The 12,446-nt window shown below is 57.7% G+C and carries 10 protein-coding genes, 1 tRNA gene and 1 pseudogene; 8 read left to right on the top strand and 4 right to left on the bottom strand.

Annotated elements, in window-relative coordinates:
• Positions 1-68 precede the first annotated feature (68 nt).
• Positions 69-890 (bottom strand): annotated as a pseudogene (locus tag DCO47_RS21840) (cytochrome c).
• Between the two features lie 577 nt (positions 891-1,467).
• On the opposite strand from DCO47_RS21840, the gene DCO47_RS21835 reads away from it, so the two are divergent.
• The 3 genes from DCO47_RS21835 to DCO47_RS21825 all read left to right on the top strand — a co-directional run bounded on the left by DCO47_RS21835 (position 1,468) and on the right by DCO47_RS21825 (position 5,664).
• A complete protein-coding gene (locus DCO47_RS21835) occupies positions 1,468-2,673 on the top strand; it encodes an acetyl-CoA C-acetyltransferase (RefSeq protein WP_116658901.1) in 1,206 nt (401 codons plus the stop codon).
• 24 nt (positions 2,674-2,697) lie between these two features.
• Positions 2,698-4,842, top strand: a complete 2,145-nt coding sequence (locus tag DCO47_RS21830) for a 3-hydroxyacyl-CoA dehydrogenase NAD-binding domain-containing protein (RefSeq protein ID WP_116658900.1) — start codon at positions 2,698-2,700, stop codon at positions 4,840-4,842.
• A gap of 93 nt (positions 4,843-4,935) precedes the next feature.
• On the top strand, positions 4,936-5,664 hold the full coding sequence (locus tag DCO47_RS21825; protein WP_065615172.1) for an amidotransferase: 729 nt from the start codon (positions 4,936-4,938) through the stop codon (positions 5,662-5,664).
• A 69-nt stretch (positions 5,665-5,733) separates the two neighbouring features.
• On the opposite strand, the gene DCO47_RS21820 is transcribed toward DCO47_RS21825, so the two are convergent.
• The 3 genes from DCO47_RS21820 to DCO47_RS21810 all read right to left on the bottom strand — a co-directional run bounded on the left by DCO47_RS21820 (position 5,734) and on the right by DCO47_RS21810 (position 8,470).
• Positions 5,734-6,705, bottom strand: a complete 972-nt coding sequence (locus DCO47_RS21820) for a magnesium and cobalt transport protein CorA (RefSeq protein WP_042608479.1) — start codon at positions 6,703-6,705, stop codon at positions 5,734-5,736.
• Positions 6,706-6,838: 133 nt separating this feature from the next.
• Positions 6,839-7,561, bottom strand: coding sequence for a 1-acylglycerol-3-phosphate O-acyltransferase (locus DCO47_RS21815; RefSeq protein ID WP_042608478.1), 723 nt, complete (start codon positions 7,559-7,561; stop codon positions 6,839-6,841).
• Between the two features lie 219 nt (positions 7,562-7,780).
• Entirely contained in the window at positions 7,781-8,470 is a 690-nt protein-coding gene (locus DCO47_RS21810; protein WP_065615173.1) for a crotonase/enoyl-CoA hydratase family protein, read from the bottom strand.
• Positions 8,471-8,765: 295 nt separating this feature from the next.
• On the opposite strand from DCO47_RS21810, the gene DCO47_RS21805 reads away from it, so the two are divergent.
• The 5 genes from DCO47_RS21805 (at position 8,766) to DCO47_RS21785 (ending at position 12,306) form a co-directional block, all read left to right on the top strand.
• Positions 8,766-8,855: transfer RNA gene (locus DCO47_RS21805), tRNA-Ser, on the top strand.
• Between the two features lie 234 nt (positions 8,856-9,089).
• The gene (locus DCO47_RS21800; protein ID WP_133247421.1) at positions 9,090-10,553 is read left to right on the top strand and encodes a hypothetical protein; all 1,464 of its coding nucleotides are present in this window, start codon (positions 9,090-9,092) and stop codon (positions 10,551-10,553) included.
• Positions 10,554-10,656: 103 nt separating this feature from the next.
• Positions 10,657-11,268 carry an adenylyl-sulfate kinase gene (cysC, locus tag DCO47_RS21795; RefSeq protein ID WP_116658899.1) on the top strand — a complete coding sequence of 204 codons (612 nt, stop codon included), beginning with the start codon at positions 10,657-10,659 and terminating at the stop codon, positions 11,266-11,268.
• Between the two features lie 165 nt (positions 11,269-11,433).
• On the top strand, positions 11,434-11,622 hold the full coding sequence (locus DCO47_RS27395) for a hypothetical protein (RefSeq protein ID WP_080902490.1): 189 nt from the start codon (positions 11,434-11,436) through the stop codon (positions 11,620-11,622).
• 312 nt (positions 11,623-11,934) lie between these two features.
• A complete protein-coding gene (locus tag DCO47_RS21785; protein WP_042608470.1) occupies positions 11,935-12,306 on the top strand; it encodes a hypothetical protein in 372 nt (123 codons plus the stop codon).
• Positions 12,307-12,446 lie beyond the last annotated feature (140 nt).

The following is a 12,446-nucleotide window of genomic DNA, read 5'->3' as shown; positions in this document are numbered from 1 at the left end:
GTCAGTCACATCTTTATCGCCTGACACGCCGCCATCGCGAGCAGGCTCACTCCTACAAGGAATTGGTGTCAGGGCTTAATCTTGCGACCGGCCATGTGCTTGAGATAGGCCACCAGCATTTGCAGATCCCGGTCCGGCAACACCTGCGCCGAAAACCCCGGCATCTTCGCCTGCGGCCACTGGCGCAAACTCTGCGGATCGCGGATGTAGCGCTTCAGGAAGTCCGCACCAAAATACTCGGTCGGGCTGTACGGAATATTCAGATCCGGCCCGAACTGCGCATCACCGGCACCATTCAACCGGTGACACGCCAGGCAGTTTTTCTGAAACAAGGCAAAGCCCTGGTTCACCGGATCATCGGCCTTCAATGCCGGATCGGGCAGCAGGGCAGGGAAACGCTGGGCCACCGGCGCCATCAACTTGAGGCTGGCGACTTCGAACGGCCACTGCTCGGGACTGATCTTGCCGGCTTGCGGATCGGTCCAGACCAGATAGAAAGGCCCGGCGCTGTGCTTGCCGGCGGACAACGGTGGCCATGGCCGTGCCGGATCCTCGATTGCCAGCTATGCGCGTGCGCCGTTCTTGTTCAGCAAAGGCGCAGCGGCCAACTCGGCGGCAAAGCCGTCCAGCGCCACCGCTTGCAAGTGGTCCTCAGGTCTGACGCCCGTCAGCAACGCGGCCAGGGGCACGGCCTGATAGGTCATGTCTTTCTTGTAGGAAACATCATTGTTGATCGTGAGGGTTTGCAGCTGAGGATGCTTGAGCAGTTCCTCGGTCTGCCAGGTGCGGCTGTTTGCGCCCAACTGCAGATCCAGTTGTGCGGCAGACAAGGGCAAGCTCAGCAGCAAGGCACTGAGCGCAATGAGCGTTTTCAAATGACCGCCGTCCATGTCGTGTAAGTGCGCAAAGGTTGGCACAACCACGCTGGCCCGGGTAGCGGGCCAGTCACATTTTCAGCGGCGATGTACAGCACGCGGCGCTTGAATCAGCCGATGACCTTGGTCAGATTCGGCAAGATCAACAACAGCGTCGTGGCGAAAAGAATGAGTCCTGCTTGACGTACTTTCGGTTGTTTGAACATGGCTTGACCGCCTTTATTGTTATTTCCTGAGGCGTGCCTGACTGCAGATCCATGGCGGCACGCGTTGCACTTCCTGTTGGAGGACGCCCGTCTCGGCAAAACCCGACGACGATGGCGTACATGTTCACCTTAGGGCCCACGTCCGCGTTGGCTTAGATCCATTTCATATGGAGCGCTTAAAAAAAGCTTTAAGAAAGGCATGAGGCGTATTGCCAGCTTCTTTGCCGCCCGCTGGCTAGACAACTCGGCGACCTGAACCGGTTCACCTGAGGTCCGATGACCGTCCGTCTGAGCGCGTGCGTCAAGCGCGTTGAGCAATGTGGTCATTGCTTGCCGGACTGCGCAGGGCGAAAGTGCAACGACACTGAATCAGGTTCGAGGACGTCATGACTGAAGCTTTGATTTTCGATGCGTTACGCACCCCGCGTGGCAGAGGCAAGGCCGACGGCGCGCTGCACAGCGTCAAGCCGGTCAATCTGGTAGCAGGTTTGCTGAGCGCCTTGCAGGCACGCACGGCGCTGGACACCAGTCAGGTCGATGATGTGGTCCTCGGCTGCGTCACGCCGATCGGCGATCAAGGTTCCGATATCGCCAAAACGGCGGTGCAAGTAGCCGATTGGGACGTCAGCGTCGCCGGTGTGCAGATCAACCGTTTCTGCGCTTCAGGTCTGGAAGCGGTGAATCTCGGCGCGATGAAAGTGCGTTCGGGTTATGAAGATCTGGTGGTGGTCGGCGGCGTCGAGTCGATGTCGCGGGTGCCGATGGGTAGCGATGGTGGCGCTTGGGCATTGGACCCGCAGACCAACCTGCACAGCCACTTCACCCCGCAAGGCGTCGGCGCCGACCTGATCGCCACCCTCGAAGGCTTCAGCCGACAGGATGTCGATGCCTACGCGCTGCACTCGCAGCACAAAGCCGCACGGGCGCGAGCTGATGGCTCGTTCAACAAGTCGCTGGTGCCGGTGCAGGATCAGAACGGCATCATCCTGCTCGATCATGATGAGTTCATCCGCGCCGAATCGACCCTTGAAGGCCTGGGCAAGCTCAAGCCGAGTTTCGAAATGATCGGGCAGATGGGCTTCGACGCCACGGCGTTGCGGGTCTACAGCCATGTCGAGCGAATCAACCACGTGCACACGCCCGGCAACAGTTCCGGGATTGTCGACGGTGCGGCGTTGATGCTCATCGGCTCTGAAGCCAAGGGCCGTGCGCTAGGGCTGCAGCCACGGGGGCGCATCGTCGCCACCGCCGTCACCAGTACCGACCCGACGATCATGCTCACCGGCCCGGCGCCGGCAACCCGCAAAGCGCTGGCCAAGGCCGGACTGCGCGTGGAAGACATCGATCTGTTCGAGGTCAACGAAGCGTTTGCCTCGGTGGTGTTGAAGTTCATCAAGGACATGGCCGTCGACCCGGACAAGGTCAACGTCAACGGCGGCTCGATCGCCATGGGCCACCCGCTGGGCGCCACTGGATGCGCGATCCTCGGCACGCTGCTCGATGAACTGGAAGCGCGTCACCTGCGCTACGGCCTGGCGACACTCTGCGTCGGCGGCGGCATGGGCATTGCCACCATCATCGAACGCCTCTGAGCCCCGACTTCAAGGAACCCTGTTATGAGCGAAGCGATTCGTTACGAAAAAGGCCAGGACGGTATCGTCGTGCTGACCATGGACATGCCGGGCCAGAGTGCCAATACCATGAACGCCTTGTATCGCGAGGCCATGGCCGCTTGCGTTGCGCGTTTGTCAGCGGAAAAAGACAGCATTGCCGGGGTGATCATCACTTCAGCGAAGAAAACCTTCTTTGCTGGCGGCGACCTCAATGAATTGATCAAGGTCGGCAAGCCCGAAGCCAAAGCCTTCCATGACATGGTGCTGACCCTCAAGGCGCAGTTGCGCAGCCTTGAGACCCTCGGCAAACCGGTGGTTGCGGCGATCAACGGCGCTGCGCTGGGTGGCGGCTGGGAAATCTGCCTGGCCTGCCACCACCGCATCGCTGTGGATGATGCGTCGGTGCAACTCGGTCTGCCGGAAGTGACGCTGGGCCTGTTGCCGGGCGGCGGCGGAGTGGTGCGCATGGTGCGCATGCTCGGCATCGAAAAAGCCCTGCCGTATTTGCTCGAAGGCAAGAAGGTGCGCCCGCAACAGGCGTTGCAGGCCGGGCTGATTGATGAACTGGCGGCGGATCGCGATGAGCTGCTGGCCAAGGCGCGCGCCTGGATTATCGCTAATCCGACTGCGGTGCAACGCTGGGACGTCAAGGGCTACCAGATTCCTGGCGGCACGCCGTCGAATCCGAAAGTGGCGCAGATGCTGGCGATTGCGCCGTCGATTCTGCGCGCGAAGACTCAAGGCACGCTGCCAGCGCCGGAGAAGATTCTCTGCGCGGCGGTGGAGGGTGCTCAGGTCGATTTCGACACGGCGCACCTGATCGAAACCCGCTACTTCACAGAACTGACGACCGGGCAGATCTCGAAAAACCTGATCGGCACGTTCTGGTTCCAGTTGAACGAGATCAACGCCGGCGGTTCAAGACCGCAAGGTTTTGCGCCTTATAAAACCAAGAAAGTGGGTGTACTCGGCGCTGGCATGATGGGCGCGGGCATCGCGTTTGTCAGCGCCTCGGCCGGTATCGACGTCGTGCTCAAGGACATCAACCTCGCCGCTGCCGAGAAAGGCAAGGCGCATTCCGCGGCGCTGCTGGATAAAAAAGTTACCCGTGGCCAGATGACTGTCGAACAGCGCGAGGCAGTACTGGCGCGGATCGTTGCGAGCGAAAGCGATGCCGATCTGGCCGGTTGCGATCTGATCATCGAAGCGGTATTCGAAGATCGCGAACTCAAAGCCAAGGTGTCTGCCGCCGCGCAACAGGTGGTGGGTGGCGAAGCAGTGATCGCTTCCAATACGTCCACTCTGCCGATCACCGGCCTGGCGACGGCCGTGCCCGATCAAAGCAAATTCATCGGCCTGCATTTCTTCAGTCCGGTGGAAAAAATGCCCCTGGTGGAAATCATCAAGGGCGCGCAGACCAGCGACGAAACCCTCGCCCGCGGTTTCGATTTCGTCCTGCAAATCAAGAAAACTCCGATCGTGGTCAACGACAGCCGTGGCTTCTTTACTTCGCGGGTGTTCGGCACGTTCACCAACGAAGGCATTGCCATGCTCGGCGAAGGCGTCAGTGCGCCGATGATCGAGACTGAAGCGCGCAAGGCCGGGATGCCGGTCGGGCCTCTGGCGATCTCCGACGAAGTTTCTCTCAGCCTGATGAGCCATATCCGGCAGCAGACGGCCAAGGACTTGCAGGCTGAAGGGAAACCGCTGATTGAGCACCCGGCCTTCGCCGTGATTGACTTGATGCTCAATGAATTCAAGCGACCAGGCAAAGCCGCCGGAGGCGGGTTTTATGAATATCCAGCGGCTGCCCAGAAGCATCTTTGGCCGGAGCTGAAAACGCGTTTCGAGAAAGTCGACGGACAGATTCCAGCAAAGGATGTGCGCGATCGTCTGTTGTTTGTGCAGGCCATCGAAACCGTGCGCTGTCTGGAGGAGGGCGTGCTGACCTCGACGGCGGATGCCAACGTCGGGTCGATCTTCGGTATCGGTTTCGCTGCGTGGACCGGCGGTGCGCTGCAGTTCATCAACCAGTATGGCCTGAAGGATTTTGTCGCGCGTGCGCAGTATCTGACCGAGCAATATGGCGAGCGTTTTACGCCGCCAGCGCTGCTACTGGACAAAGCCGCGAAAGGTGAAATGTTCTAGGGGCTGGCGAACATGTCGGGGCTTGCCTTGGTCGGGTGTTTCAAGGCAGGCTCTGGGGTGTTCATTATTCCCATCACGTGTCAGGTATTTTTTATGTCGCTGCGCATCTGCATTCTCGAGACCGACATCTTGCGGCCTGAGCTGATCGATCAGTATCAGGGCTATGGGCAAATGTTTCAGCGCCTGTTTTCACAACAGCCGATTGCCGCTGAGTTCACTGTCTATAACGTGGTGAATGGCGAATACCCAAGCGACGAGCAGACGTTCGATGCGTATCTGGTCACCGGCAGCAAGGCCGATTCGTTCGGCACTGATCCGTGGATTCAGACCCTCAAGACTTATCTTCTGAATCGCTACGAACGCGGCGACAAACTGCTCGGCGTGTGCTTCGGCCATCAATTGCTGGCGCTGCTGCTTGGCGGAAAGAGCGAGCGCGCATCCCAGGGTTGGGGCGTCGGTACCCACAACTACAAGCTGGCGGCCAAGGCGCCGTGGATGAGCCCGGTGCGCGAAGAGCTGACACTGTTGATCAGCCATCAGGATCAGGTGACCGAGCTACCGGAAAATGCAACGGTGATCGCCTCCAGCGATTTCTGCCCGTTCGCGGCTTATCACATCAACGATCAAGTGCTGTGCTTCCAGGGCCATCCGGAATTCATTCACGATTACTCGCGCGCGCTGCTCGATCTGCGCCAGGAAGCGCTGGGTTCGCAGATTTACAGCAAAGGCGTGGCCAGCCTCGAGCAGGAGCATCATGGCGCTACAGTTGCGGAGTGGATGATGCGGTTCGTCGCGCACAAGCCGGAAGCGGCTCAACGCTGAAAGGGCCTGCTCCCACAATCCCTGTGGGAGCGAGCCTGCTCGCGAATCGCCGGGGCGACGCGGTCCCGGCTACAACCACCCCGACCGCTTGAAACTCGCCCACAAACTCACACACCCCACCGCAATAAACCCCAGCACTGCAAAATAACCGTAATGCCAAGTCAACTCCGGCATGTTCTGGAAGTTCATCCCGTAAATTCCCGCCACTGCGGTGGGGAACGCCAGAATCGCTGCCCACGCTGCGAACTTGCGCTGCACCACGCTTTGCCGCGATGCCTCGAGCAACACACCAATCTCGATGGTCTGGCTGGCAATGTCCGCCAGCGTGCTCAGGTCTTCCATCTGCCGCGTCACGTGGATCTGCACATCGCGAAAGTACGGGCGCATGTTCTTGTCGATGAATGGAAAGCTTAGCTTTTGCAGCTCTTCGCCGATTTCTACCATCGGCGCCGCATACCGACGCAAGCGCACCACGTCACGGCGCAAACCGTGGAGCTTCTGGATGTCACGCTCGTTGAGGGCACTGCACAGCACGTTGCGCTCCAGCTCATCGATCTCCGCGTGGATCGCTTCGCCCACCGGCTGATAGTTCTCGATGACGAAATCGAGCAGCGCATACAGGACGAAATCCTCGCCATGTTCCAGCAACAGTGGACGCGCCTCACAGCGTTGACGCACCTGGGCGTAGGACGCCGAGTGGCCGTTGCGCGCGGTGATGATGTAGCCCTTGCCGGCGAAGATATGCGTTTCGATGAACTGCAAAACGCCGTGTTCACGAACGGGGGAGTAGGTGACGATAAACAGAGCGTCACCAAAGGTTTCCAGTTTTGGCCGGCTGTGTTTTTCCAGCGCATCTTCGATGGCCAGCTCGTGCAGATTGAACTGGCGTTGCAGGTTGGATAATTCCTGCGCGTCCGGTTCTTCCAGACCGATCCAGACGAAGTGGCCCGGCTTGGCCGCCCAGGCCGCGCCTTCATCAAGCGTGATATTGGTGACTTTCTTGCCTTCGCTGTACACCGCAGCAGCAACAACTCGACCCATGGTGGTGATTCACTTCTTCTTGGCAGATGGCAGGGGAACAAGGCTTCAGCTTAGCCGTGTCGCTGTTTGAGAGTCAGTGAAACTTCTACAGTTCAGCCGGCAAAAGAAAACCCGCACAGGGCGGGTTTGTTTTTCACGCGGCTCGCAGTTGCCGATCCATGGATTCGATGCATTCGCGCATCTGTTCGCGGCATCGCTCGATGAGCATGGGCATGTCATCCATGGTCAATCCGACTGTAGGAATCGCCGGCAGCGAACGTATGAGAACGTTGCCGCTGCGCCAGCGATTCAGACGCATTTGCTTGACGTAACTGCTCACGCACACCGGAACGATCGGCACGCCGGCGGCAATCGCCATTTGGAACGCGCCTTTCTTGAACGGCAACAAATCTTCGCCGAGGTTGCGGGTGCCTTCCGGGAATACCCAGATCGAGGTGTCTTCATTCTGCAGGGTGTGAGTGGTCGTCAGCATCGACTGCCGCGCCTTGTGCGCATTGCCACGGTCGATCAACACATTGCCGGCGAGCCAGAATAACTGACCGAACAACGGCACCCACTTCAGGCTTTTCTTGCCGATACACACGGTGCGGCGCGGGACGACGTTGCCGAACACGAACAGATCGTAATTGGACTGGTGGTTAGCGATGATCACGCAGCTGTCAGGCTTGTTGATCAACCCGTTGACCTCAGACTTGACCCGCAAACGCAGGATACACATCGCTGGCAACGCGTAGAGGCGGGCGCAGAGTCGGCTGTTGTCCGGATTGAAGGGGCGGCACAGGCCAAGGATCACGCCCAGCACGCCGGCCAGAATAAAGTGCAGGCCCATCAACAACATACGAAACACGAACAGCATTTTTGCAGGCCCACCGGGACAAAAGGTGGCGCAGTGTACGGATGTGCACTGTTTTCGGCAATTGCCCCTATAGAGTCCGGAGATGGCCGATGTTTAAGCGCATGTTTCAGCGCTGCCTGCCAGGCGCATCCTAGAGCTGTCAGGGAATCTTCAACACCGGACGTAAGAAAAAGCCCGACACGAGGGTCGGGCTGTTTTCAACGGCAAATCCTTCAGGAATCAGCCCAGATGTTGTTGATCCTGGAGGATGGCATCGTCGAGGGTTTCCAGCAGTTGTTTGCGCACTTTCAGCTTGGTGTTCTTGTGCGCGAGCATATTGATTTTCTTCAACTGACGCGCGGCAGCCAGGGCGGCGCCCTGCAATTCTTCTGCAGTGACGACCTTGTCGAGGAAACCTGCATCAACGGCACTTTTCGGATCGAACATTTCGCCATTGATCACTGAGCGATGGAAAGCCGAACGCCGCAAGCGATCACGCGCCAGCTCGATACCGGCATGGTGCATGGTCATACCGATCTGCACTTCGTTCAGACCGATGCTGAACGGGCCATCGACACCGATGCGGTAATCGGCGGATAACAGCAGGAAAGCGCCCTTTGCCACGGCGTGTCCCGGACAGGCAACGATCACCGGAAACGGGTGAGAGAGCAGGCGACGGGCCAGCGTCGAACCGGCGGTCACCAGCGCAACGGCCTCTTTCGGGCCGGCCGTCATCACCTTCAGGTCATAACCTCCTGAGAGAATCCCCGGCTGGCCGGTAATGATCACCACAGCCCGATCCGCGACCGCTTGATCCAGTGCCGCGTTAAATGCCGCAATCACATCGGGGGAAATGGCGTTGACCTTGCCATTGTTCAGGGTCAGGGTCGCGATACCGTCTTCGAGGTGGTAGGCAATCAACTCGCTCATGACGCTATTCCTTATTAGAAAGAAGGGCAGACGTTACCCACCGCCGCAGGCCAGGTAAAGCGCCGTGACTGACCTGCCAGTCACCGTTTTGCGCTTCAGCCAGCGCTGCGCGCCTCTTGCCTTCCATAAAGGAAGCACGTCGGTTACCCGAGATTGGCGAGTTTGCCATCCTCCGCCTGGCCCAGTGCAGTCCGCTCTCTTAAGCGCATGAAAATTCTGAAAAAAAGTTTGCCATCGGAAAAGCTTTCGACTACATTAGCGCGCCTCGACAGACAGAACATGTCTGCAGAGATACGGTGAAGTGTCCGAGTGGCTTAAGGAGCACGCCTGGAAAGTGTGTATACAGGAAACTGTATCGAGAGTTCGAATCTCTCCTTCACCGCCAAATTGAATAGCAAAAAACCCGACTTCGAAAGAAGTCGGGTTTTTTGTTTTCTGCGTGTTCGAAAATTGCTCGGGCATCATCTGCTGCGCGTCGATCGGCTCCGCGCGGGGGCCGGAATCCGGTTTTGTTGGCGTTGAACTATTGTACTGACCAGTTAGAATGGCCGCACTCATGGCTCTGCGTCACTCGCTGCATCAAAAAGGGTCGAGATTTACATTTCTGAGGTAGAGAGTAGTGGAACCGCTATTTGCAGTCGTTGCGACCACAGGATATTTGCTCCTCGTCGAGGTGCATTCCAGAAAAGTTATCCCGCTCGAGAACGAACGCACTGAATATTACGGCGTTTCATGGTTTCCGGGCGGCAAGGATTTTGTGCTCAGCCATTCTGGGCTGGATAACGTAAAGCTGAAGGATATCCAGACCTACGCTACCTCTGAAGTGGGATTTCTTTCGCACGGTAGTTTCCATTCCGAAACCTTCCTCTCGGAACCACACCAGTTGCTCTGCGCATCTGACGGTCGCGTGGTGTGTACCAACACCGGACGTAACGCGATCACTGTGGTCGACCTGGAAAAGCCCGGGCATTTTCAGGAAAAGCGGCTGAGCAACGTTCGCTGGGATCGTCTTTCACTGGATGAAATCACCGGCGATCATCTGAATTCCGTATTCGAAAAAGATGGTCATCTTTATGTCATCGCTCACGGCCACCATAACGGTTCGTTAATGGCAGTACTGACTTATCCGGCGTTGGAGCTGGTCAGTGTCAAGCCCATTGAGCGACGTACGGGCCTGCACAATGTGTGGGTATCGGACGAGGGGCAGAAAATTGCCTGCCACAGCAATATCGGTGCGCTGATCGATCTGGAAAGCAATGAAGTTCTCTGGGAGTCAGGGAGTCCAATCTATACGCGAGGCCTGGCGGTCTCGTCCGACATCATGTTGGTGGGAGAAAGCCAGATGACCGGACGTGATTTGCGCCGCAGTTCCATGAGCGGTTTATGGGTTCTGGAACGGGGCACCTATAAAGCACTGGACTACATTTGCCTTGGTCCTTACGGCGCCGTCAACGAAGTCCGCCTGTTGAACGTAAAAGACTATGCACACCACGGTCATACTTTTCCGTTTGTATCGGAGTTGTTCGAGCGAAGTCTGTTCAACCGTAAGTCTGAAGAGCGTCTGGCTGCTTGCCAGCGTTCGAAAAACATTCAGCAGGAATGGGCGGGCGTCGAACTCGTCTATGGCGTGCCGAAGACACTTGAAGACGGCGGCAAAGAGGCCATCCTCGGTAACCTGTGTCTGATCAAGAAGATTGAAGACGTTTCGCAAGCACAACGTAGCCTGGCGTTCAGTTATTCGTTGGACACGCCATCTACCGATTCCCACGTTGCGGTGGTGACTTATCAGGGCAGTGGCGGTGACACGGATATGAACGCACTGCTGATACAGCCTATCAATGATGTCGAGGCCGGACTGGTACTTTGGACAAATGATGGCGCGCACTGGAATCCCGAGCCCGACGTGCAGATCACGGGACTTCCTCATAGCGGGGACATTCGCGTGGTAGCGAGTGAAGCAGGGCTGGAATTTTATCTGAATGACGAATGGCGTCTAACGGTAGACGCAGCCAGGCTGCCTTTTCTCGAGGGGTCATTGGGTATTCGCTGGATCGGTTCGACTGTCAGCCGGTTTATCGAATAACGGTCGATCATGATGTCTGGCCCGATCCATGGCTTTTGAGCGGCGAGTTGCCGCTGAAGACTAACGTGTTTGAACTCAGACTCTACGCGAGATGAGGATGCGTATGACAAGCGAAAAAAACAGCGTGCCTGAGAATGTCGTTTTGCACCCCACTCAAGTTGCTCCCAGTGATCGAGAGCGTGTCGTGGCGCAGAAGCCTTTTACCATTTGGTTTACCGGATTGAGTGGTTCAGGCAAATCGACGCTGGCGTTCGCTATTGAAAAAATGCTGATTGAAAGTGGCAAGCCTGCCTTCGTGCTGGATGGCGATAACGTTCGCCACGGACTTTGCAGCGACTTGGGTTTCAGTGCTGAGGATCGCTCCGAAAATATTCGCCGTATCGCTGAAGTAGCGCGTTTGATGAATGACGCGGGTATCACCGTGATGGTGGCATGTATCTCTCCGACCAGAGTGAGCCGTGGAAAAGCCCGATCCATCATTGGCGACGAGCGTTTTCTCGAGGTCTATCTGAATACGCCACTCGATGTATGTGAGCGGCTGGATCCGAAGGGGCTTTATCGCAAGGCCCGCGCTGGTCTGATCCCGGAGTTTACGGGGATCAGCGCACCCTACGAGGTGCCTGAATCTCCCGCATTGGTTCTCGATGCAAGCCAAATTTCAGTCTCGGCCTGCGTAGAGGAAATCGTCTCCAAAGCCAACTGTCTTGAGCGATAGGGCTCCAATTGTGTCACTGGGATGGGATCTTCCGCTCGTCGGGGATCATGCTTTGTGTACGGCTAGTCCCGGAATGACCGGCTAGTCTCAAAATCCTCGGAGGTCGATATTTTTTCAGGCAAAACAGTTTTGCCGGTATCGGCCCGGTTCCGCAGGGGAGAGGCTATGACAGGTCCGTATATCGAAGACGATGGCGCTGAGTTTTCATTCAACAACTGTGTGCGCTGCGGTCAGACGGAGTATCAGTCGGGTTTTGGCGAAGATCCGGTGAGCATCGGGAGAATCAAGTCCACAGCCCCTAAAGGGCCAAAAGCGAAATTCCTGCCCAAGGTCTCGGCAAGGGCGAGAAAGTGATTTCATCCCGTACCCCGTCACTGAACGGGGTTTTTTATGGGCGCAGGATTGCCTGCTGGAAATGCCTGCGGGGCGTTGACATTAATGTCGGTTTTTTTTCACAAACTTTTCACGTTGGTCAACGTAGGGTGAAGCCATCCGTTAGAAAGCAAGTCTCCAGCCCGTCTCCCCAGCGGGCTTTTTTTTGCCCGGCATAAAACCTTTTCCTTGATCGCGGTCCAATCGACGCTGTTGCCCGCGTCTGGACTTTCCTGCGCCGAGCGCATTAAATCCCGCTCCTTCTCGTCATCCCGTTTATTTGAGGTTTTCGTCATGCGTTTAACACTGCCTGCACTGGTTCTTGGCCTTCTGGTTGCTCAAGGTGCGATCGCTGCCGGTGATGGCACCGCTGCGCTGGGCGGTGGCCTGGGTGGCGCGCTGGGCAACGTGGTCGGTCAGAAAATGGGCGGCAGCACCGGCGCCGTCATTGGTGCTGGCGTCGCGGGCGCAGCGGGCAGCGCAGTAGCAGCGCGCAAAGGTAGCCGCACCAAGGCAGCGATCGGCGGCGGAGTCGGTGCAGCCGGTGGTTCGGTGATCGGCAACAGCCTGGGCGGCCGCAACGGCGCCACCATCGGCGCGGGTCTGGGCGGTGCGGCAGGCGGCGCAGTCGGCAGCAACCTGGGCAAAGGTCACAAGCGCCACTGAAACTGATCGCGTGTCACAAGAAGCCCGACTCGATGTCGGGCTTTTTCATGGCTGAACGTTTCGTCCGAAATCATCTCCAATCTGCATACGCCCCGCTTGGGCGGACTGTCCCGATTCGGGAACTGCGAGGTTCATATGCG

Origin of the sequence: Pseudomonas sp. NDM, from assembly GCF_003105095.1 — a bacterium.
In the GTDB taxonomy this organism is placed as follows: domain Bacteria; phylum Pseudomonadota; class Gammaproteobacteria; order Pseudomonadales; family Pseudomonadaceae; genus Aquipseudomonas; species Aquipseudomonas moraviensis_A.
This window is presented reverse-complemented; position numbering and strand designations above follow the sequence as displayed.